This window comes from Floccifex porci, from assembly GCF_009696175.1.
GTDB classification, from domain to species: domain Bacteria; phylum Bacillota_I; class Bacilli_A; order Erysipelotrichales; family Erysipelotrichaceae; genus Floccifex; species Floccifex porci.
The window spans coordinates 1-22,562 of record NZ_VUMM01000009.1 but is presented as its reverse complement, the minus strand read 5'-3'; the positions used below and the strand labels follow the sequence as shown (position 1 = coordinate 22,562).

Annotated in this window: 22 protein-coding genes, 4 tRNA genes and 1 pseudogene; 2 read left to right on the top strand and 25 right to left on the bottom strand. The window is 34.4% G+C overall.

The genetic code is table 11. The features are described from left to right. The 8 genes and pseudogenes from FYJ50_RS05740 to FYJ50_RS05705 all read right to left on the bottom strand — a co-directional run bounded on the left by FYJ50_RS05740 (nucleotide 1) and on the right by FYJ50_RS05705 (nucleotide 7,237). A complete protein-coding gene (locus FYJ50_RS05740; protein WP_154460130.1) occupies nucleotides 1-783 on the bottom strand; it encodes an AAC(3) family N-acetyltransferase in 783 nt (260 codons plus the stop codon). A gap of 81 nt (nucleotides 784-864) precedes the next feature. Continuing rightward, nucleotides 865-1,614, bottom strand: coding sequence for a triose-phosphate isomerase (gene tpiA / locus FYJ50_RS05735; protein WP_154460129.1), 750 nt, complete (start codon nucleotides 1,612-1,614; stop codon nucleotides 865-867). Nucleotides 1,615-1,626: 12 nt separating this feature from the next. Continuing rightward, nucleotides 1,627-2,812 (bottom strand): annotated as a pseudogene (locus FYJ50_RS05730) (phosphoglycerate kinase). Nucleotides 2,813-2,939: 127 nt separating this feature from the next. Continuing rightward, nucleotides 2,940-3,188 (bottom strand): hypothetical protein, encoded by a 249-nt coding sequence (locus FYJ50_RS05725; protein WP_154460128.1) that lies wholly within the window; start codon nucleotides 3,186-3,188, stop codon nucleotides 2,940-2,942. A 99-nt stretch (nucleotides 3,189-3,287) separates the two neighbouring features. Next, nucleotides 3,288-3,761, bottom strand: coding sequence for a 23S rRNA (pseudouridine(1915)-N(3))-methyltransferase RlmH (locus tag FYJ50_RS05720; protein WP_154460127.1), 474 nt, complete (start codon nucleotides 3,759-3,761; stop codon nucleotides 3,288-3,290). Then, a complete protein-coding gene (gene glyA, locus FYJ50_RS05715; RefSeq protein WP_154460126.1) occupies nucleotides 3,758-4,984 on the bottom strand; it encodes a serine hydroxymethyltransferase in 1,227 nt (408 codons plus the stop codon). Before glyA ends, FYJ50_RS05720 begins: the two co-directional genes overlap by 4 nt. A 155-nt stretch (nucleotides 4,985-5,139) precedes the next feature. Beyond that, nucleotides 5,140-6,072 (bottom strand): M15 family metallopeptidase, encoded by a 933-nt coding sequence (locus FYJ50_RS05710; protein ID WP_154460125.1) that lies wholly within the window; start codon nucleotides 6,070-6,072, stop codon nucleotides 5,140-5,142. Continuing rightward, nucleotides 6,065-7,237, bottom strand: coding sequence for a bifunctional folylpolyglutamate synthase/dihydrofolate synthase (locus tag FYJ50_RS05705; protein WP_154460124.1), 1,173 nt, complete (start codon nucleotides 7,235-7,237; stop codon nucleotides 6,065-6,067). The genes FYJ50_RS05710 and FYJ50_RS05705 overlap by 8 nt, the downstream gene beginning before the upstream one ends. Before the next feature lie 52 nt (nucleotides 7,238-7,289). Between FYJ50_RS05705 and FYJ50_RS05700 the strand changes: the two genes are divergently transcribed. Both FYJ50_RS05700 and FYJ50_RS05695 read left to right on the top strand, forming a co-directional pair. Further along, nucleotides 7,290-7,949 (top strand): uracil-DNA glycosylase, encoded by a 660-nt coding sequence (locus FYJ50_RS05700; protein WP_154460123.1) that lies wholly within the window; start codon nucleotides 7,290-7,292, stop codon nucleotides 7,947-7,949. Between the two features lie 191 nt (nucleotides 7,950-8,140). Continuing rightward, nucleotides 8,141-9,448 (top strand): IS4 family transposase, encoded by a 1,308-nt coding sequence (locus FYJ50_RS05695; RefSeq protein ID WP_235900937.1) that lies wholly within the window; start codon nucleotides 8,141-8,143, stop codon nucleotides 9,446-9,448. Nucleotides 9,449-9,601: 153 nt separating this feature from the next. Here FYJ50_RS05695 and FYJ50_RS10655 read toward each other — a convergent pair whose 3' ends face one another. The 17 genes from FYJ50_RS10655 to FYJ50_RS05615 form a co-directional block, all read right to left on the bottom strand. Then, on the bottom strand, nucleotides 9,602-9,820 hold the full coding sequence (locus FYJ50_RS10655) for a DUF1330 domain-containing protein (RefSeq protein WP_235900936.1): 219 nt from the start codon (nucleotides 9,818-9,820) through the stop codon (nucleotides 9,602-9,604). Then, the gene (locus FYJ50_RS10650) at nucleotides 9,813-10,469 is read right to left on the bottom strand and encodes an MBL fold metallo-hydrolase (RefSeq protein WP_235900935.1); all 657 of its coding nucleotides are present in this window, start codon (nucleotides 10,467-10,469) and stop codon (nucleotides 9,813-9,815) included. Before FYJ50_RS10650 ends, FYJ50_RS10655 begins: the two co-directional genes overlap by 8 nt. A gap of 64 nt (nucleotides 10,470-10,533) precedes the next feature. After that, nucleotides 10,534-12,504 (bottom strand): excinuclease ABC subunit UvrB, encoded by a 1,971-nt coding sequence (gene uvrB / locus FYJ50_RS05685; RefSeq protein WP_154460121.1) that lies wholly within the window; start codon nucleotides 12,502-12,504, stop codon nucleotides 10,534-10,536. A 90-nt stretch (nucleotides 12,505-12,594) separates the two neighbouring features. Next, the gene (locus FYJ50_RS05680; protein WP_154460120.1) at nucleotides 12,595-13,380 is read right to left on the bottom strand and encodes an ABC transporter permease subunit; all 786 of its coding nucleotides are present in this window, start codon (nucleotides 13,378-13,380) and stop codon (nucleotides 12,595-12,597) included. Between the two features lie 2 nt (nucleotides 13,381-13,382). Further along, entirely contained in the window at nucleotides 13,383-14,252 is an 870-nt protein-coding gene (locus tag FYJ50_RS05675; RefSeq protein WP_154460119.1) for an ABC transporter ATP-binding protein, read from the bottom strand. Between the two features lie 6 nt (nucleotides 14,253-14,258). Next, nucleotides 14,259-14,867, bottom strand: coding sequence for a TetR/AcrR family transcriptional regulator (locus FYJ50_RS05670; protein WP_154460118.1), 609 nt, complete (start codon nucleotides 14,865-14,867; stop codon nucleotides 14,259-14,261). Between the two features lie 160 nt (nucleotides 14,868-15,027). Beyond that, entirely contained in the window at nucleotides 15,028-15,900 is an 873-nt protein-coding gene (locus tag FYJ50_RS05665) for an Rpn family recombination-promoting nuclease/putative transposase (protein WP_154460117.1), read from the bottom strand. A gap of 419 nt (nucleotides 15,901-16,319) precedes the next feature. Beyond that, on the bottom strand, nucleotides 16,320-17,732 hold the full coding sequence (locus tag FYJ50_RS05660; RefSeq protein WP_154460116.1) for a S41 family peptidase: 1,413 nt from the start codon (nucleotides 17,730-17,732) through the stop codon (nucleotides 16,320-16,322). Then, nucleotides 17,713-18,609, bottom strand: a complete 897-nt coding sequence (gene ftsX, locus FYJ50_RS05655; RefSeq protein WP_154460115.1) for a permease-like cell division protein FtsX — start codon at nucleotides 18,607-18,609, stop codon at nucleotides 17,713-17,715. The genes FYJ50_RS05660 and ftsX (FYJ50_RS05655) overlap by 20 nt, the downstream gene beginning before the upstream one ends. Then, complete coding sequence (gene ftsE, locus FYJ50_RS05650; RefSeq protein ID WP_154460114.1) at nucleotides 18,606-19,292, bottom strand: cell division ATP-binding protein FtsE; 687 nt, start codon at nucleotides 19,290-19,292, stop codon at nucleotides 18,606-18,608. The genes ftsX (FYJ50_RS05655) and ftsE overlap by 4 nt, the downstream gene beginning before the upstream one ends. 11 nt (nucleotides 19,293-19,303) lie before the next feature. Continuing rightward, nucleotides 19,304-20,668 carry a murein hydrolase activator EnvC family protein gene (locus FYJ50_RS05645; RefSeq protein ID WP_154460113.1) on the bottom strand — a complete coding sequence of 455 codons (1,365 nt, stop codon included), beginning with the start codon at nucleotides 20,666-20,668 and terminating at the stop codon, nucleotides 19,304-19,306. Further along, a complete protein-coding gene (ftsX, locus tag FYJ50_RS05640; RefSeq protein WP_154460112.1) occupies nucleotides 20,665-21,561 on the bottom strand; it encodes a permease-like cell division protein FtsX in 897 nt (298 codons plus the stop codon). The genes FYJ50_RS05645 and ftsX (FYJ50_RS05640) overlap by 4 nt, the downstream gene beginning before the upstream one ends. Before the next feature lie 107 nt (nucleotides 21,562-21,668). Then, nucleotides 21,669-21,744, bottom strand: a tRNA-Ala gene (locus FYJ50_RS05635). A 17-nt stretch (nucleotides 21,745-21,761) separates the two neighbouring features. Then, nucleotides 21,762-21,838, bottom strand: a tRNA-Ile gene (locus tag FYJ50_RS05630). Nucleotides 21,839-21,879: 41 nt separating this feature from the next. Next, nucleotides 21,880-21,955: transfer RNA gene (locus FYJ50_RS05625), tRNA-Ala, on the bottom strand. A gap of 21 nt (nucleotides 21,956-21,976) precedes the next feature. Beyond that, a tRNA-Ile gene (locus FYJ50_RS05620) sits at nucleotides 21,977-22,053 on the bottom strand. A gap of 98 nt (nucleotides 22,054-22,151) precedes the next feature. Further along, on the bottom strand, nucleotides 22,152-22,367 hold the full coding sequence (locus FYJ50_RS05615; protein ID WP_154460111.1) for a hypothetical protein: 216 nt from the start codon (nucleotides 22,365-22,367) through the stop codon (nucleotides 22,152-22,154). Nucleotides 22,368-22,562: the final 195 nt, after the last annotated feature.

Below are 22,562 nucleotides of genomic sequence, written 5' to 3'. Positions count from 1 at the left end.
TTATCGATTTTCTTCGATCCATTCAACCGCAAAATCGACCAGTTCTCTTTGAGACATAAACGTTAAAGTCGCATTTCCAAGATGCGTCTTTTTTACTACATGTTTCTGTTCAAATGCTTTACCAATTTCAATGAAATCATCGCCATCCACATATAATGTTTCATATTCTTTCCATACCCGTTTTCCATTTTCAAAAATGGCACTGTGTTCGATACAATTGTGTTTTGATGGATATTGAGCTAAGGCATCCGCTAAATGTAAAGAAGTATTTTTATCATAATCTACACCAATCAGTAAAACATATCCATTTAATTCATATAATTTTCCAACAGGAGAATCCATTGTGAAAATATTGGATAGTGTATGATTTTCTGTGATATATTTCGCATTCTTTCCATTGGCTGCCACTGAACGGGCTGGATGATTCGAACGCAATGTCCCTGGCCATAAGCGAAACATTTCGGCTATGGCTCCCATCGTATTGGTAGGAGTCAAATCTTTCTGATAAGCAGGCCAGTATTTACGAATCCGATCCCAATCCTTTTCCTTTACATCCCAGTGAACTCCTGTTTCTGGATCTAAATTTTTCCAGGATTGAGTTGGCATCACAATGGTTCCCTGTTCCCCTGTACTTTCCAGCAAGGCTTCAATAACACTTTGAGCTCCTCCACATACATAGCCTATGGAAGACAAAGACGCATGAACCATAATATTTTGTCCTCTTTGTACATCTAATCGTTTAAGAGCTTCTAAAATATCTTCTTTAAGTATTAATGGTTTCATAATGGTATTGTATCAGAAAAACCAGCTTTTTTGACAATCTTAAAAAAAAGATCCTTCCATAAGAAGGATCTCAAAATCAGACTATTTTGTTTTTTCAATGATTTCAATAAAGCTATCTTCTTTTAAAGAAGCTCCACCAATTAATGCACCATCAATGTCTGGACATGCCATGTATTCAACGATGTTTCCAGGTTTAACAGATCCACCATATTGAACACGTACATTTTCAGCTGCTTCGTCACCATACATTACACGAACCTGGTCACGTACGATTGCACAACATTTTTGTGCATCGTCTTTTGTAGCAGATTTACCAGTACCGATAGCCCAGATTGGTTCATAAGCGATAACCATATTTCCAACGCATTTTGGACATAAGTCAGCAATAGAACCAGTTAACTGATCACGGATTACTTTTTCAGTTTCTCCAGCATCGTATTGTGCTTCTGTTTCCCCAATACATAAGATTGGAGTGATTCCAGCTTCAATTAAACGTTTTGCTTTTTTGTTTACAGTTTCATCTGTGTCTCCAAACATCTGACGTCTTTCAGAGTGACCGATGATGCAGTATTTTAATCCGATTTCTTCTAACATTGGAACAGATACTTCACCTGTATAAGCCCCTGAGTCAATCCAGTGACAGTTTTCTGCAGCAACGATTAAATTTTTTGCATTGTCTACAGCTGTTCTTAAATCTGTGAATGGACATCCAATTCCATAAGTCGCATTTTCACTTGCAGCAACTGCATCTACTTTTTCAAAGAATGCTTTTGTTTCTGCATTGTTTTTATTCATTTTCCAGTTTCCAACAATAATAGGTTTTCTTGCCATGTCTACAACTCCTTATTTTTCAGCAATGATTGCGATTCCAGGTAATACTTTACCTTCCATATATTCTAATGAAGCTCCACCACCAGTAGAAACGTGTGAGAACTTATCTGCATATCCTAACTGTTTAGCAGCTGCAGCTGAATCTCCACCACCGATTACAGTGATTGCATCATCTAATTCAGAGATAGCTTTACAAACTTCTTCTGTACCTTTGGCAAATTTTGGCATTTCAAATACACCCATAGGTCCATTCCATACAACTGTTTTGGCACCTTTTAAAGTTTCTTTGAACAATTCAACTGATTTAGGACCAATATCCAATCCCATCCATCCATCTGGAATCTGACCAGCATCCGCAACACCAGTGTTTGCTTCTTCAGAGAATGCATCTGCAATTACATTATCAATTGGAAGAACCAGTTTGTCTCCAGCTTTTTCCAGATATTCTTTTGCTAAATCTAATTTATCATCTTCAACTAATGAAGTACCAATTTTTCCACCAGTTGCTTTACTGAAAGTATAAGCCATACCTCCACCAATAATAACTTTATCTGCTTTCTTTAATAAGTTATCAACAACATCAATTTTAGAAGATACTTTAGATCCTCCAATAATAGCTACAAATGGATGAGCTGGTTCATCAACTGCTTTTCCCAACATTGTAACTTCTTTTTCAACTAAGAATCCCAAACCATTTTCTTTAATATTTGTTGGAATACCTACAGTTGAAGCATGAGCACGGTGAACAGAACCGAATGCATCTTCTACGAATACATCACCTAAACTTGCCCAGTATTTACCTAATTCTTCATCATTTTTGCTTTCGCCTTTTTCATAACGAGTATTTTGTACCAGTACGATTTCTCCATCTTTCAAACCTGCAACTGCTTCTTCCAATTCAGGTCCACGAGTCACTGGACAGAAAGTAACTTTTGTTTCTGGTAACAATTCCTGTAAACGAACAGCAACGCATTCCAGATTGTTTTTTGCTTTGTCTTCTTCTGTTTTTACTTTACCTAAGTGTGAGAATAAAACAATTTTCGCATTGTTTTCAATTAAATACTTAATTGTAGGTAAAGCCATAACGATACGATTGTCATCTGTAATTTTTCCTTCTTTTCTAGGAACGTTAAAATCACAACGTACTAAGACTTTTTTTTCCTGCAACATCAAGATCTCTAACAGTTTTTTTAGCCATTTTATATCCTCCTATAATGTCTAAATTTGCGATTACATTATACCACTAGTCAAATTGATTGACTAGTTTTTCACAAATAATTCCATAAAAAATAAAAAAGATCTTAAATAGAAGATCTTTGTGCTGTTCATAATGGTATAAATTTTTCTAAAAATAATTCTAATGATGTAACAAGAAGTGAACAGACCAGACTTGATATGATACATAATTTCTCATCCAGTCGGAAGAAAAGAATCAGGAAAACGACACATCCAAACAGAAAGAGTATCCCTAACTTTTTCTTTACATCTATATTTTTAGATATCTCACTGATCATCTTTCCTATACAAAAAACAATCACAAGCGTACCTAAAAAAATAAGTACCTTTGACACCATAAAAATCCCCTCCTTTTTTATAGTCTCTTTCTCTATCCCGTTTCTATTATCTCATGAATACAAAAAAGTAAAAGTCTTTTTTTTAAAAAATTACGGTCGTTACTTATGATAAGAACGACCGTTTAAAATCATAAAACCACGATAAATCTGTTCCAAAATCAGAACTCTTGTCATCAGATGCGTAAAAGTCAGATCCGATAATTTCCAGCGAATATTTGCTCGTTTTATCAATGCCTGACTGGGTCCCAATGAACCAGCAATCACAAAGACGATATGACTGGATGCACTTTGCCATTTTTCCAGTTCTTTGGAAAAAGAAAGACTATCCATCATCTTTCCATGAAGATCCAGTAAGATCACAAAATCATTTTCCTTGATTTTTGATAAGACACGATCTCCTTCTTTTTCTTTTATTTTAATGACTTCGCTTTCTCGATTCGTATGATCATTGGTTTCATCTTTAAATTCAATCACATTGATTTTTGAAAAAGGAGAAATTCGTTTAATATATTCCTTTTCCAGTTCACTTAAAGCTTTGTCTTTGTTTTTTCCAATTGCGTAAATTTCAATCAAAGAATGGCCTCCGTTGGAAATTGACTTGTTAAAGCTACAACCTGTTCTTTAATTGCGGCACAAGTCTGTTCGTTATTGGCTTTCAGTACTTCAATCATCCATTCTGTAACCTGTTCAAATTCTTTTTCTTTGAATCCACGAGAAGTCATAGCAGCTGCTCCTAAACGAATTCCTGAAGTCACAAATGGTTTCTGCGTATCAAATGGAATGGTATTTTTATTGCATGTAATACCAGCTGCATCCAGTAATTTTTCCGCTTCTTTTCCACTCATGCCAATGGAATCTAATACATCCACCATCAGTAAATGGTTGTCACTTCCTCCAGATACAATTCTGAATCCAGCTTCTTTAAATCCTTTAACCATAACCTGTACATTTTTTAATACCTGATCGATATATTCTTTAAATTCAGGCTGACTGGCTTCATACAGACAGATTCCTTTGGCTGCAATGACATGTTCCAATGGTCCTCCCTGCATTCCTGGGAATACTTTGGAATCCAGTTTTTTCGCAAATTCTTTTTTACAGAAAACCATTCCTCCTCTTGGACCACGAAGTGTTTTATGAGTTGTTGTTGTCACAAAATCTGCATAAGGAATTGGGCTTGGATGCGCTCCTGTTGCGACCAGTCCAGCAATGTGTGCCATATCCACCATCAGATAACAGCTGGCTTTATCCGCAATTTCTCTTAATCGTTTAAAATCGATAATACGAGAATATGCACTGGCTCCAGCCACAATTAATTTCGGTTTCACTTCTAAAGCCTGTTTTTCTAATAAATCATAATCAATGCATTCACTTTGTGCATTTACTACATAAGGAACAAAGTTATATAACGTCCCTGAAAAGTTTAACGGATGTCCATGTGTTAAATGTCCTCCCGCTGCCAGATCCATTCCCAGTACAGTATCTCCTGGGTTTAGAATGGTATTGTATACTGCCATATTGGCTTGTGAACCTGAATGTGGCTGCACATTCACATGTTCGGCTTTAAACAGATCAAGAGCTCTTTGAATCGTTAAGCGTTCGGCTTCATCAACGTGAATACATCCACCATAATAACGTTTTCCCGGATAACCTTCCGCATATTTATTTGTCAATACAGAACCTTGTGCTTCTCTTACTTCTTTTGATACAAAGTTTTCTGAAGCAATCAATTCTACATTCTGTTTCTGTCTTTGTTCTTCTTTTTCAATAATTGAAAACATTCCCTGATCTCTCATTGCATTTTCCTCCATTTTTATACTATCATAGCAGATTATTTTAAAAATTCTTCATCAATTACATCTTTTGTGACCGATTCGATATAATCCATGCTTACTCTATTTCATTCAAAATGAATATAGATTAAACAAAAATAATATGAGTTCCTGCTCTATTACGCTTCTTTTGCGCCATAATATTCCTCCAGTGTCCAGTTGTTTTTATAAATCTTTTCTGCCACTTCTTTTCCTACATATCGAAAATGCCAGCTTTCATAACCATATCGCGTTACATCCGTTTTATCTTCGGGATACCGTAAGATAAATCCATATTTATGTGCATTTTCTAAGATCCATTCGTATCCATCATAATTTTCAATTTCATTAAAATTATATCCATTAAATGTAATATCTACAGCCAGTCCTGTATTGTGTTCACTTTGCCCGGGACGAGCATAATAGGCATCTGCATATTCCTGCCCATATACAGAAGCATTGTGATCCCATAAACCTTTCTGGTATTCATACGTGCGATAGCCTGAAATAGCTCGAATCTCTAAATTTTCTTTCTGTGCCGCTTTACACCATTCAATATAGGCATCATAAGCTTCTTTGCGAAGCTGAATGATATCCTGACAGGCATAATCCTGTCCCTGAACACAGGCAAACGTATCCAGGTCCACTAAATCATCCGGTACATAGCCATCTTCTAACGCATAGAATTTGTTCACAAGATAAGCTGGATCGTCATCGTCTTTTGCAATGGTTGTCTGCTGGTATGGTTCTAAGTCCATATCGCAATTCACATCCATTACACTCTGTTTCATATCACCATTATAATAAGAAACATAACGATCTAAACGATCGGGCCAGTAATTGGACAAAGAAATTAATTCTTTTGCCTGTTCTTCATTAAATCCCGCTTCTATAATCTTTTCTACATTTGTATCTGCATTCGAATTTTTTTCTTCCTGTACAACGGTTTCTTCTGGTTTAAAAAAGATTTTTTTGATTCCATATACAGCCAATCCAATAATCAGTAAGAAACACAATACTAAAATCAACAAACGAGCTACATTTACTCTTCTTCTTTTTTTCTTTTTAGCCATCAACTTTCTCCAATACTTCTCCAATAAAATACAACGAACCACATATCAGCATATCTGTAACGGGATGATTGATTCTTTCAATCAATTCTTCTTTTGAAATCAAAGGATAGGATAATGTTTCCAGCGGATAACAGCGATAGCTGTCAATGGAAACCAAAGTAATCGGACAATGTAAAGTTTCCAGTATCTTTAACATTTCTTCAACATCTTTATCGCTTAAAGCAGAAAAATATATGTCTCCGTCCCATTTTGAAATGGATTTCACCAATGCCTGTATGCCATCCATATTATGAGCTCCATCCAATATCACTTTATATGGACGATTTAGTTGTGTAAAGCGTCCCAACCATGAAAATTCATCAATTGATTTCTGAATCCATTCCACTTCTAAATCAATGCCTAAGGCATGACAGGTTTCTAAAGCCAGTCCCAGATTGTCCATCTGATAAGAAGGTAAAGAGGTCGTATATGTATGATTTTCCCATTCAAATGCGTTCATTCCTTCTCTTTTTTCATATGGAAAATCCACAAATCCTAAAATAGGATGCATAACAGAAGCCACATTTTCCATAACCGTTTGACAGTTTTTCTTTTTTTCCGTTGTCAAAGCCAGTACATTTGGCTTAAAGATACCACTTTTTTCATACGCAATCTGTTCAATGCAATCCCCTAAATATTGTTGATGATCCCATCCAACATTGGTAATTAGTGTTGCACAATAATCCAATGCCGTTGTCGCATCCAATCGTCCTCCCATACCAACTTCTATAATCGCAACATCCACTTCCTGTTTTAGAAAATAGTCCAATGCCATCCATAAATCCATTTCAAACATTGTCATCTGTTTTTCACTGAATAAAGACTCATACCGATCATAAATCGCTTCCCATTCGTTTTCTTCAATTGATTTATGATTCACTACAATTCTTTCCATATGAGAAATTAAATGAGGAGATGTAAACACCCCCACTTTATATCCAGCATTTTCAAGTAAACTAGCCAGCCATTGACAGGTACTTCCTTTTCCATTAGTTCCGCCAACCTGAATTTTAGACAAATTTCTATGTCCTGGCAAATATTCATTTAACCAGCTTCGAAATAAACGTAAATCGTGATTTTTTCCACGACAATCTTCCATCTTTTCTATTTTTTCTTTTACATTCATGTAGCTATTATAACATTTGTGGTATTATAAACAAAGAAATCGAGGAAAAACTATGGCAATAAATAATGATTGGGATCAATTGTTTGATCAGGAGATTCAAAAAGACTATTTAATCAAAATTCGCTATTTTTTAGCCCGTGAATATAAAACAAAACAGATCTTTCCAGAAAAAGAAAATATCTTTGCGGCTTTTAAAACCACTTCGATCAAAGATACAAAAGTGGTCATCTTAGGGCAGGATCCATATCATAATGTCGGTCAGGCACAAGGATATGCTTTCTCTGTACCTGAAAACTTTCCCCTTCCTCCTTCTTTAAAAAATATTTATAAAGAACTGGAAATGGAATACCATCAGCCGGTAAACCGAAACGGCGATTTAACGGACTGGGCCAGACAAGGTGTCTTACTGATGAATACCGTTTTAACCGTTGAAGCACATAAAGCTTTTTCTCATAGTAAAATAGGATGGCAGAATTTTACCAATGCCGCTTTACAATTATTGAACCAGCAGGATCAGCCCATTGTATTTTTATTATGGGGAAACAGTGCCATTCAGGCCAAAAAATTTTTGAACAATCCAAAACATTTAGTCTTAACCAGTCCGCACCCTTCCCCACTAAGTGCCAGTCGTGGTTTCTTTGGGAACAATCATTTTATTCAGGCCAATCAGTATTTAATACAGAATGGAAAAACACCCATCCAATGGATCTAAAAAAAAGAGTTCACAACTCAATGTCATTAAGTTAAGAAATGGCATCTTTTAAGAGGAACACAAAAAATGTGCTCCTCTTTTTTTATGGAAAATTTGAATTTTTTTGTTGACATACAGGTTGAAATGTGTGGCCTATTATCATTTCTGATAATAGGCCAATTGTTTATAGGTATATGTTTTTGGAGGTACTTATGAACAATTATAAATCGTTAAAAAAGCAGTTAAAATTCTGCATCAAAACCATGAATGATTCTTCTTCACTATTTGTTGTTGATTCAAATAAGGATTTTACACGGAAAAGAAAACATCTTTTTGGAAGTACACTTTTCAATGTGCTTTTATTAGAGTCTGGATCTTTAAAAGATGAAATGTTCAAATTGTTTGGATATAAGCTTGATACGCCTACAGCTTCTTCATTTGTACAGGCACGTAGTAAGATTCGTCCAGATGCATTCCGTACATTATTCAATATGTTCAATGAACGAACACAGAAAATCAAGCTTCACAAAGGTTATCGCCTTCTCGCTGTTGATGGTTCTGTTCTGCCTATCAGCAGTGCTATCAAAGATACTAAAACCACTTTTTATAAGGCCAATAATTCGAATAAACCTTTCTCCGCCTATCATCTGAATACAAGCTATGATCTATTGGAATGTACTTATGATGATATCGTTCTTCAAGGAAATGCCGTAATGAATGAAAATGGTGCATTCAATGAAATAGTGGATAGATATGATGGTCCTAAAGCTATTTTCATTGCAGACAGAGGCTATGAATCTATCAATTCTTTTGTGAAAGTAGGTATGAAGAATCATAAGTATTTGATCAGAGTAAAGGATATTCATTCTAGAACAAGCGTACTGCGAAGTTTTGGCCCTTTTCCAGATGCAGAATTTGATATGCATGTTCGCCGTACCCTAACTACTAAACAAACGAATGAAATAAAAGCTCATCCTGAAATATATAAGTTTGTCCCTAAGAATCAGAGATTTGATTTTTTCGACGGAAGCCCTTATTTTGATTTTGAATGTCGTGTTGTACGTTTCAAAATTAGTGATGACACCTACGAAAGTATTATTACAAATTTAGATGAATCCGAATTCAATATACAAGATATTAAAGAACTGTACCACCTTCGTTGGGAGATTGAAACAAGTTATCGTGAATTGAAATATCATCTAGATTTAAATACATTGCATTCAAAGAAAAGAATGTTTATAGAGCAGGAAATTTATGCAAAGCTAGTGTTATATAATTTCTGCAGCAGAGTAAGTAACAATATAAAAATTAAAGAAAAAGACAGAAAATACGAGTATCAATTAAATTATGTACGTGCCTTTCATATAATACGTAACTACCTAAAAGAAAAAGGTGGAAAGAATCCACCTGATATTGAATCACTGATAGCTAAAGAAATACTGCCAATCCGTCCTAATCGCCAGAATGAACGGAAAGTGAAAGCCAAATCACCGGTATCTTTTAACTATCGATATGATTAACAACTAATATTATATAATTTTTAAAATGTAGTAGCAATACTACAATTTTCGTCGTGCCTTCAAATAAAAATACCATCCAGAAAATAGTATCTGGATGGTTCGTCATTTCTTAACTTAATGACATTGGTTCACAACTCTTTTTTTATTCTATGATCAGTGCTCTGGCTTGTACAGAATTGATTCTTTTATTTTCTGATATTCTTCGGACTGAAAACAAGTATACAAAGCTTCTTTATCTGGAAATTGTATCACTATAACTCTTTGTGGATTTCGATTGGGATGTAAAGATTTTATTTTTTCGGATCGAATTAAATATTTTCCATTATATGATTCTACAATTGATTTAACTTCATTAATATATTCTTCATACAACTCCTTTTTCCTGTTCTATATACGTATCAATCAAAAAGAAACAAGGTTTACGGCAGCTTAATACACTCTTTTTAAACAATGGATTCTTCCATTGTTCTTTATTTAACGCTTTACAGACTTCATCAAATAATTCATCTTTACTTTGTCCTGTATCATATGTTTCTACCAGTTGTCTGATTGATTCAATCTGATTTATTGATTTTAAAATAATTTCTTTCATTTGAATGAAAGAATAAGGTTTCCCCCAGGCTGGATATACCGAATCAATATCCTTTAAAGTCATTAACTGTTTTAAGGATCCTATTAATGCATCCGAATCTATAAACACTAAAAAATCGTTTTGACAGGGAATGGTATCTCCTGTAAATAAATGATTTTCTATACAATAGCACACATCATCAAAAGAATGACCTGGACTTCTTATCACTTTGATATTCATGTCTCCTATTAAAATCGAATCCTCAACGATTACATCCACCTTTACAGAATGTTTTACCAGCTTATAAAAATTCGGAATGGGCCTTTGTCTATACTGTTCATCAATGTCTTCAATCCATTTTTTATCTCCTGCATATATTTTCGTACCATTGACATAAAGTTCAGCCCCATTCTGTGGTACAATCCCTTTCTTTTTTCTGAAAAATCCCATATCTTTTCTTCTGTTTTCATTTTATCGTATCGAACAAATCCGGTTAAAAAAAGCAGAAAATCCGTTAATTTTCTGCTTTTAATTCAAATAAAATGTCTCTTAATTGAGCTGCTCTTTCAAAATCTAAAACACGAGCTGCTTCTTTCATTTCTTTTTCCAGATTTAAGATCATGGTTTCTTTATCTTTTTTACCCATTTTCTTTTTCTTTAAATATTTTGCGGTCATTTCTTTTGTTTCTTTCGAACGAACCACATCATGAATTGGTTTTATAATTGTTTTTGGTATAATGCCATGTTCTTCATTGTAGGCTTCTTGAATGTTTCGTCTACGATTGGTTTCTTTAATGGCATAATCCATGCTTTCTGTAATGGAATCGGCATACATAATGACTTTTCCTTCGCTATTACGAGCTGCTCGACCAATGATCTGTACCAGCGATCTTTTGGATCGTAAAAAACCTTCTTTATCCGCATCCAGAATCGCAATTAAAGAAACTTCAGGAATATCCAGCCCTTCTCTTAATAAATTGATTCCAATCAGGACATCGTATTTTCCCTGTCTGAGATCATGAATGATTTCTGTACGTTCTATTGTTTTTACTTCATGGTGCAGCCATGCGACTTTTAAATCCATACTTTTCAAATAAGCGGTTAAGTCTTCTGCCATACGCACCGTTAAAGTGGTAACTAGAGTTCTTTGATTTTTTTCAATTCGATCTTTAATTTCGCCAACCAGATCGTCAATCTGCCCTTCAATTGGACGAACTTCTACAATAGGATCCAAAAGACCAGTAGGACGAATGATCTGTTCGATTACATGATTTTCTACTTTTTCCAGTTCATAATCTCCTGGTGTGGCCGATACAAAGATTGCTTGGGAAATCACATTTTCAAATTCATTAAATCGTAAAGGACGATTGTCTAAAGCACTAGGAAGTCGAAATCCATATTCCACCAATGTTTCTTTACGAGCCCGGTCTCCATTGTACATCCCTCTGATCTGTGGCAAAGAAACATGACTTTCATCTACAACCAGCAGAAAATCATCTGGAAAGTAATCGAATAATGTATAAGGCCTTTCTCCTGGCTTACGCCCATCGATGTGTCTTGAATAATTTTCAATTCCTGGACAAACCCCAATTTCTCTTAGTGATTCAATATCATGCAGACATCTTTGTTCCAGTCGTTCTTTTTCCAGTGGTTTTCCCTGTTTTTCAAAATAATCCAGCCGTTCTTTTAATTCCTCTTCAATGGAAGAAGCTGCTTTTTTCATCACATCCATAGTATTGGCATAACCAGTAGCCGGATAAAAATTATAGATGCGATAAGCCGCAATTAATTTTCCAGTTACTGGATCGACTTCACTGATTCTTTCAATTTCATCATCAAATAACTCAATTCGTACCACATACTGGTCGGTATGTCCTGGAGTTACCTCAATGACATCCCCTCTTTTACGAAACGTTCCTCTTTGTGGGTCAGAGTCATTTCTGTGATACTGCTGCTCGATCAAAGCTTCCATCAGTTTTTTTTGAGAGATTTCTTCTCCCACACGTAAAGAAAATATCATATGGCGATACTGTTCTGGATTACTGGCTCCATAAATAGAGGCAACCGATGCCACAATAATGGTATCTCTTCTTTCCAGTACACTGTTAACGGCTGCCATTCGAAGCATATCCAGTTCTTCATTTGTTTTTGTGTTTTTATCAATATAGGTATCTGTTTTAGGAACATAGGCTTCTGGCTGATAATAATCAAAATTAGATACAAAATATTCTACTCGATTCTGTGGAAAAAATTCTTTAAATTCGGAATACAACTGTCCAGCCAATGTCTTATTGTGCGCAAATACCAGAGTGGGTTTATTTACTTTTTCGATCACTTTTGAAATCGTAAACGTTTTTCCCGTTCCAGTGGCTCCTAATAAAACCTGAAATTTTTTATTTTCTTCCAATCCTTTTACCAGTTCCTCAATGGCTTTTGGCTGATCTCCAGCTGGCTGATAATTGGAATGCAGTATAAATTTATCCATATTTTCCTCCTTTTCTACCTATTTTTTATATTTTAAATTTATTGTTTTCAGTACACTCCGATTATATCAAAAAAAGGAAACTTTCGTTTCCTATTTGATATCCTTTCTACAATAATGAATAAATCCAATTCCAATTCCAATAATGGAAAGTACAATTCCAATTCCAATATATGTTCCATTTAATTGAAGCGTCTCTACAATATCACTGACTTCACAATATCCAAATGGAGTTATATATTTTAAAAATTCTACCGACTCACTGATATTGGCAATCAGATTTAAAAAATACATTAAAATCGACAATCCCAATCCAATTCCTATACTTCCTTTTGATAAAAAGCTGGAAATTCCAAAACAGATACAGGATAATTCAATCTGCATAATAAAGAAACTTAAATGCATTAAATTGATTTCTTTAAATGGAATTTCTTCTCCAATTAAAGAAATAGAAAGAATTGAACCTAAATACACAATCACATTTAATAGTACAATCTGAATCCATACCGCAATCAGTTTTTGAATCAGTACCTGTTTTCTTGAGATAGGATGACTAAGCAGGAATTCGGCTGTATGGTCTTTTTCTTCTTTACTTAAAATTGATACCGCACAAAAAGAAGCATAGAGGGCCGCTCCCAGTCCTAAAATGTTTCCACATTCCACACCATAAAATCCAATTAAAGTCCCAAAGTTCAAGGTATCCATTCCAAAAGCAGCTGTAAAAGATCCCATATCCGCAAATACTTTGGTCACATCCTGCATCTGCTCTTTCATCTGAGGAAACAGGAAAATACAGATCATCATCAAAGAAAGAATCGATATCGTCCAGATCCAGAAAGAAATCATTCCCTGTTTTACTTCATGTTTAATTAATGCCATACTCAATTCTCCTTATAATAATGCATAAATACTTCTTCTAAATCAGGTTCTGATATAGTGATGTCTTTAATATTTCCTTTGGATAAACAATTCAATAATAACGATATATCCCCATTATAAAGGAAAGAACATCCTTCTTTATCTTTCACCATATTCTTTATTCCATTTAAAGTATCAAAGCTGGCATTTCCATGAATCTGTATATATTTCGCATTGGAATTGGATAAATTTTCAACTGTATCACACGCAATAATCTTTCCATCTCGAATGATAGCCGCTTTATTACAGTTTCTTTGAATTTCACTTAAAATATGACTTGATAATAGAATCGTTGTTCCCTTCTCATTTTTTTCTTTCAGAATTTCAAAAAATTCTTTCTGCATCAAAGGATCCAGACCACTGGTTGGTTCATCTAAAATCAACAATTCTGGATTGTGCTGAAGAGCACATACAATTCCTACTTTTTTACGATTTCCAAACGACAGATCTTCTATTTTTTTATTTGGATCCAAATTCAATCTCTGACATAATAGACTGGCCTGTTTAGAACAATCCACCTTATATAGATCCATCGATAATTTTAATGCTTCTTTCACTTTCATGGATGGATACAACATCACTTCACTTGGCAGATACCCAATCTGTTTTTTTATTTGTTCCTTTTCTTTGACAATATCCATTCCATTGATTGATGCACTTCCAGATGTAGGATAAATCAATCCCAGCAAAGTACGAATTGTCGTTGATTTTCCAGCCCCATTGGGTCCAATAAATCCAAAAAAATCTCCTTTTTCCACTTCAAAAGAAACATCTTCAATTCCTTTTGATTTTCCATAATATTTTTTTAAATGATTGACTTGTATTATTTTCATGGTTTTCTACTTTCTAAGATAAATACTTTTCCAGAAACAGATCAACTTTTTAAAATCTTTTTCCATCTGATTCACATCCACTTCATTTCTTTGAACCATTTCCCATAAATATCCTTCCGATGCATAAAACATGTCTTTATACATCATTTCAATATCTATTCCTTCTTTAAATTGAGAAAAATCAAAATTTAATCTTTGCTGATCTTTTTTCAAATTAAAATAAGTATGATAACTTGCCTGTATCTCCTTACAAATTTCTTCCTCTTTTTCATAAAAGGCACGAATCACAAATTTTCCAATATCTGGATATAAGCGCATTATTTCCATTTTTGCCTTCATACCTCTTTCCATACTTTCAAATAAATCTTTCTGTTTATAACACTCATATTTTTCTAAATACTGAATGGTTAATTGTAAACAATAATCCCACAAATATAAATACAGATCTTTTTTATTTTTAAAATAGTAAAATAATAAAGATTTGCTGATTCCGGCTTCTTTTGCGATTTCACTTACAGGAGAATGTTTATAAGAATTTTGCGAAAAGATACGGTATCCTGCTTTTAATATTGCCTGTTGTTTATCTTCTGGTAAGGAAAAGAATTTATCGTTCATATTATAAGTGTAAAACGATTGACCGTTTTTGAGAAGAGTGCTTTATAAAATTAATACAATCTTAATAAAAAAAGACACATCTTAAGACATGTCTAATATTTTCCGTTAACTTATCAAAATTTTATACATCTATAAAAAAGGAGAAGCTGTAACAGCCCATCTATTTCTCATTCAAAACATTTTGAACATATTCTATACTTTGTTCCAATACTTTTGCGATAAATTGTATATCACATTTATTCTTATACATTGTTTTAATATTCTCTTTCATTGTGTTCAAAGAACCAATTTTTTCTCCTTTTTCAAGGCCAATTTCAATTCCTTCCAGTCTGGCATTTTCTACTTTTTGAGCACGATCCATCTCATATCTTTCTTCTTCTAATTTTTTCAGCCATTCCATTTCATTCTGACTGATATTATTTGCGCATTTCATCCTATAGAATATCCCCTTTTCTCTTTGTTTGATCAATTCTATTTTATCATGATATTTTTCTTCTGTGCAGTATTTCAATACAAAGGCATATTCTTCCGATATATTCATTTCTTCTTTATATTTGGCTTTTGGAAGTTCTACAACAACAAATGGATTCCAGTCTCCCTGTGGAATATCTGTATAGTCTTCTTTTTCTTTTTTTATATAGGTATGGACCAGTTTTTCATCTTCAATCCATTTAAAATCTAAAATAAACAATACATAACTTCTTTTTATTTTGGTATAGGGTTCTCCTTTTTTTATTTGAGAACTTACTAACTGTCCTCCATAATAAGCCATTCTCTGTGCCAGTTCATGTCTGTTATTACACATCTGCATCTCTACATCTATTTTTTCTCCCGTTCCAAAACGAGCCTGTATATCCAGACTTGATTTTTTAGCTTCTTCTATATTTCTGGATAATTCACTGGTCAAAATTTCCAGGTTTGTGACTTTTACATCGACAAAAGCTTCTATGAGTCCTTTTAATGCGATTTTATTTGGTTCACTGTCTTTTCCGAATATATAACGGAAATTTATATCTTTTTTAATATCAATCATATTATTCCTCCTGTTATATATATTCGAAAAAAATTGGATTTATAAAAAAAATTGCTAGAACTTTTTCCGGCAATTATTTTTCATTTAATACATTTTGAACATATTCCACACTCTGATTGACCATCTGCGCTATAAATTCAATATCTTGTGATTTTTCATACATTGTATGAATCACATTTTTAATACCAATTTCAATACCCTCTATTCTTCCTTCCCTTCTACCTTACAGTCTGGCATTTTCGACTTTTTGAGCACATCATCTCATATCTTTCTTCTTCTAATTTTTTCAGCCATTCCTTTTCATTCTGACTGATATTATTTGCGTATTCCATCCTATAGAATATCCCCTTTTCTCTTTGTTTGATCAATTCTATTTTATTACGATATTTTTTCTTGTTTTATAATAAAAAAGACACGTCCTAAGACATGTCTAATATTAGAGAAATAGCTTTGTCGTATTGAACATCCAAATGAGTTTCATTGATTTTTAATAATACTTCTGAAGCAATCAATTGAAACGTTTTTTCATCACAATCTCCTGTTGCTTCTAAGTTATGGTCCATCTGATACTGTTTTAAAGAATTAGAACTTTCTATACTGAAATAAGTATCTTTTCGATCTACATTATATCCTAAATAATCCAGATAAATCTGTAAGGCTTTCGCATTGGAATGAACCTTGTCTTTTTCAATGATTTCCTCTTTTTCCATCTGTTTATAAGTTGTAGAAATCACTTCATCTGCATTGCTTTCTACATCGGGTTTAAATCCTTTATTGTTGATGGAAGTTCCATTTGGTGTTTTCCATTGGGCAATGGTATATTTCAGACTGGTCCCATCTTCAAATGGAATGCTGACTTGTTCCGTTCCTTTTCCATATGTAGTGGTTCCCACCGTTGTGATTTTATCTTTTAAATTGTCTTTTAAAGCTCCAATTAGAACTTCTGCAGCAGAAGCTGTATTTTCATTCTGAAGTATGACAATGGAATCCATATCGATACAGTCATATTCATTTGAAGTTTTCTGTTCGATGGTTTCCTGTTTCTTTTCTTCTAAGAAAACCACTGAATCTTTTTCAAGCAGACAGGAGGCAATATCCAGTACGGAAGTCAGATATCCACCTGAATCATCTCTTAAATCCAGAACCAGCTTTTTTATTCCTTCTTTTTCCAGTCGCTTCATTGCACTATGAAAGGATTTTGCGGAATTTTCTGAAAAACTATTTAAAATTATATAACCATAATCATCATACATTTCACAGACAACTGTCGCATCATAACTGCAGGGAGTCATACTCGTCTGATACAGGGTATTGTTTCGAATATATTGAATTTTTAATTCTTTATTTTCATTTTCTTTAATATAAGAAATAATATCTTGTGAATCATTTTCGGAACAGATCTTATCTCCTACCTGGATCAGAACATCTCCGGATCTTAATTTTGCCTTTTCGGCAGGAGAATCCACAAAGACTTTTTTACAGACCATATTGTTGTTGGCATCTAAATAAAAAGTCATTCCGATTCCTACATTGCTTCCTTCCAGAGAACTGCTGAATTGGCTTGCCTGTTCCATACTGAAATAATTGGTATGTGCATCGGTTTCAAAATCAACCATTCCTGAAATTGCCTGTTCCACAAGCAGTGTATCCAGATTTTCAATGGAATTGGAATAATACCATTTATCTTTTAAAATTTCATAAATCGTCTGAAACTTCTCTAACTCATCACTTGTTTTTGTTTTATAAATTGTAAAGACGCATCCAGCACCCAGTACAAAACATATAAGGCAGGCAATGATCGAAGCTTTATATTTATCTATTTTTTCGAACATATTTTGATACCGCCAGTTTACTTGCCATCCATCCAATACCAATTCCCAAAGCGAATAAGATCCATCCGATCTGATGCATCATTGTTTCTGGTTCAATCAGCTTTAAAATACTGACAAATAAATTTCCTCCTGTAATTTCATAGATTTTTGTATATCCAGCCCGAATCACAAGATATGTCAATAAAGAACCCACAAATCCAATAAACATTCCCTGTAATTCAAATGGAATCTTAATAAAAGAAGGAGTGGCTCCTACTGTTCGCATGATTGCGATTTCGGATTGTTGAGAATAAATTGTCGTTCTTATCGTGTTGTGAATCAGATATAGACTTAAAAATATCAGCAGTATGGAGACACCATATCCGATGGTACGTACTTTCTCAAGCATTTCCATCATTTTTGTAACACTGCTTCCTCCATAGACACAACTGGACACCACATCCAACTGTTCAATTTCTTTTGAAGTCTGCTCAATTTTTGAGCCATCTTTTACAGTCACAAAAAACGCATTGGCTAAAGGATTGTTTTCTCCCCTATACATCACAAAGGCTTCTCCTTTTTCCTGGATCATCAATTCCAGTTCTTCATCTTTTGAAGAAAAAGTAATTTTATCTACATTGGATATATTCTGTATTTCCTTTTGAATATCTTCAATCTGATCCTGACTGATGTCTGTATTTAAGACAACATGAATGCGTACATCGGATTCAATATTTTTTGAAAAAGAATCGACATGAAATCCTATGATAAGACAGGCAGCCACCAGAAAAATAGAGATAAAGATTGCCATACTGCTCGATAAACAAAGAACAACATGTCGTTTTATCTTAATAAAAGCATGTTTTAATTCATAAAAGAATAAGTAGATCCATCTCATATGCTCTTATATCCACCTTGAGAAGAATCATGGACAATGTATCCATTATCCAGAACAATTGTACGCTTTTTATATTTCTCAACTAAAACACTGTCATGTGTTACCATAATTATTGTCGCATTGATACTTCTATTTATTTTTTCAAGCAGTTCAATGATTTCAAAACTCTTTTCAGGATCCAGATTTCCTGTTGGCTCATCCGCAATCAATAATTTCGGATTATTGGCAATGGCTCTTCCTATGGTAACACGCTGCTGCTGACCTCCAGATAATTCATCTGGATACGATTTGGCTTTTTCTTGCAGATCCACTAAATCCAGTACTTCACGCACTCGTTTACGAATCTGTTTTTTTGGCATTCCCACCACTTCCAGTGCAAAAGCAATGTTTTCATAAACGGTTAAACGAGGTAAAAGTCGATAATCCTGAAAGATACATCCAATCTGTCTACGATACTGTGGTACTTTTCGATGTTTTAAAGCCCCTACATCGCATCCATTTACTAAAATTTTTCCAGAATCCGGTACTTCTTCTCCATTTAATAATTTAATCATTGTACTTTTTCCAGAACCAGTGGCTCCAATCACATATACAAATTCTCCATCTTCAATTTTCAAAGAAACCTGATTTAAGGCATGTACCCCATTGGGATACGATTTATCAACATTTATTAATTCAATCATTGCTTATCTCCTTAGAAAAATCTTTCAGGACGTTCTCGACAAGGAGTGGCTGCTCCTGCTTCACATGCGGTAGCTGTGCTGTTCCATCCTGTACCAAAGGCAAAATCGGCACTTCGACTAAACATCGCAATGGCATCCGATACACTCATACTTCCTAAATTATAAACTTCAATATGGCAATGTGGTCCCGAAGAGTTTCCTGAATTTCCAGTCAAAGCAATGACCTGTCCCTGTGATACGCTTTGTCCTGCACTGACATTAAATCCTTCCTGCGCTAAATGGGCAAAAGAAATCGCATAAAGGGTTCCATTGACATTGCACAACATTTCAATGGTATTTCCTCCCCCATAAGGCCATCCAGCCCAGTTTCCTAAATATCCACCATTGGTAGGAGCTGGATTGGAAGCATAAATGATTACACCATCCGCTGGCGCCACTACTGCCGTTCCAATGCTGACTGCCCAGTCCAATCCCAAATGAAGTCCTCCACCAGGATAAGCCCATGTGCCTGCTGATCTTCCTCCACCTGAAATCGGTGCAATGAATCCATTTACTTTTGGAATATCTACACTGGTTCCAGAATTAATGACCCCATAAGAAGGAATCTGGTTTTTCTTGGCTGCTTCTTCCTGCATTTTCTGTCGCAGATCGGCTTCTACTTTATGATATTGTTCCGCTAACTGATCATAAGAAGATTCCAATTGTTGAACATATTCCTGTTCTTCTTCAATACGCTGTTTCTGTTCTTCAATCTGTACAGACAAGCGTTCCTGTTCTTCTTTTTTCAATTCCAGTTCTTTTTTCAGATCACTTAACTTTTCAATCTGATCCTGATCACTGGCTGTAATTCGTTCAATTCCACTAAAGCGTCTAAACATTTCATTTAAACTGGAAGACCCCATCAATAAATCTATCAGTATATTGGTTCCCGTATTTGCCTGTTCAGAAATCATACGAGATTCAATCTGATCTTCCCACTTATCAATTTCTTTCTGTTTTTCCACAATTTCATTCTCAACGGCTTCTATTTCTTTTTTAACCGCTTCAATTTGAGCCTGCATGCTCTCTACCTGTTTCTCTAACGAATCTGATAACTTCTTCTGTTTTTCTACAAGTTCTTCAATTCGACTTGAATTGGACTGTAAAGAATTCAAATCGTTCTTATACTCTTCCATTTCCTGTTTTAACTGTTCAAATTGTGCATCCAGATGATTCTGAAATCCAACACAGGCATTGACTCCTTCCTGTGTTGACTGTACTTTTGAACAAGTTGAATACCAGTAATCTTCATCGGAATAATCATAATCCTGTGCATGTACAGGAATGCACAACAATAAAGACAGGCATGATAGGATTAAAGCTGTTTTTCTGATCATCGTGTCCACCTCAAATACTTTCTAGCTGCCATTCCACTTCCTATCATTCCTACAATCAGACCCGTTACCATCAAAAGTAAGGCAACATAGATTGTATTAGGAAATGGTGGCATTAATTTAAACATACTGCTCATAAAAACTCCATCAAATCGATCATATAAAAATCCATATCCAAATATACAGATTCCCATAGGTAAAAGCGATCCAAAGAAGCCAGAAATCATACCCTCCAGCATGAAAGGAAAGGTAATGTACCAGTTCATTGCTCCTACATTACGCATGATCATGATTTCATCTTTTCTTGTCTGAATGGCCAGTTTGATCGTTGTACGAATCAGATAAATGGAAAGAATAGCCATAATCAGAACAAATATGTATCCCCATTTTCGAATGATCGACATTAAGGAAATTAAAGTGGTAATCAATGTTCCACCATAATTTACTTTGACAACATTATCCATTTTTTTAATTTTTTTACTGACAGAATCCAAAGAATGATTTTCTTTTAAATTTACAATTAAAACATCATACAATGGATTTGAATCTTTATATTGAGAAAATACATCTCCATTTTCTTCAATCAATTGATCCAATTCTTCTTCTTTACTTGAAAAAGTGACAGATGATACATCTTTCATACTTTCAATGGACTTCATTAAATCATTAACTTCTTCTTCATTGATAGAAGGTTTTAAAGAAACCTGTATAATAAACTCTTCTTCTAAACCTTTTGTAATATGACTGATGTTTAGTGCGAACAATCCCATGATCATTGCGATAAATAATGCGATTGCGATTGACAAAACGGATGAGAATGTTAACGAAAAATGCCTTCGAACATCCTGTCCTGCCATTTTAAACATTCTAGGTAAACATTTAATAAATAGTAACATTTTTGCACCTCATGGTTTATTATACCATATATCAAAAATCTTGTAAATTTGACAATTTAACACAATTCACAAAAAAAAGTTCACTTTATGTGAACTTAAAATCAAAATGGTGGAGCGTAGGAGGATCGAACTCCTGACCCCCTGCGTGCAAAGCAGGTGCTCTCCCAGCTGAGCTAACACCCCATATTCAATTTTTAAAATGGTGGGCCTGAATGGATTTGAACCAGCGACCTCACCCTTATCAGGGGTGCGCTCTAACCAACTGAGCTACAGGCCCATAAAAAAGTTCACACAAGTGAACATTAAATTTACAAAAAATGGTGGAGCGTAGGAGGATCGAACTCCTGACCCCCTGCGTGCAAAGCAGGTGCTCTCCCAGCTGAGCTAACACCCCATGTATATTAAATCCAGCAAATGGTGGGCCTGAATGGATTTGAACCAGCGACCTCACCCTTATCAGGGGTGCGCTCTAACCAACTGAGCTACAGGCCCATAAGTCATTCACTGAATGCTCAATAATAATATCACTAGCCCTAAATCATGTCAAACACTTTTTTATATTTTTTATAAAATAATAAGCAAGTTTTTTCTTATGAATTAAATTTAATGATTTCTTCTACATATTCAATTTTTATTTCTAATACATCTGCAATGGCCTCTCCTATTGCTTTCCCACGAGCCTCTCCATCACTTATCCCTTTTTCATAACCTTCTAGTCTGGCATTTGTGATTTTCTGGTTTCGATCCAGTTCATTTCTTTCTTCTTCTATCTTCTTCAGCCATTCTTTTTCATTTTCATAATACATTTTTTAATACCTCCTTTATTATATATACGTAATAAAAATTGAAAATGACTAAAAAATGTATAATTTTCAAAAAGAAAAACAAGGCTTCTAAACCTTGTCTTGTGTATTGGATTTGATGATTTTTTCTACATATTCAATTTTTGTTTCTAATGCATCTGCAATGGTTTCTATGTCGAAGCCTTTTTTGTACATAGA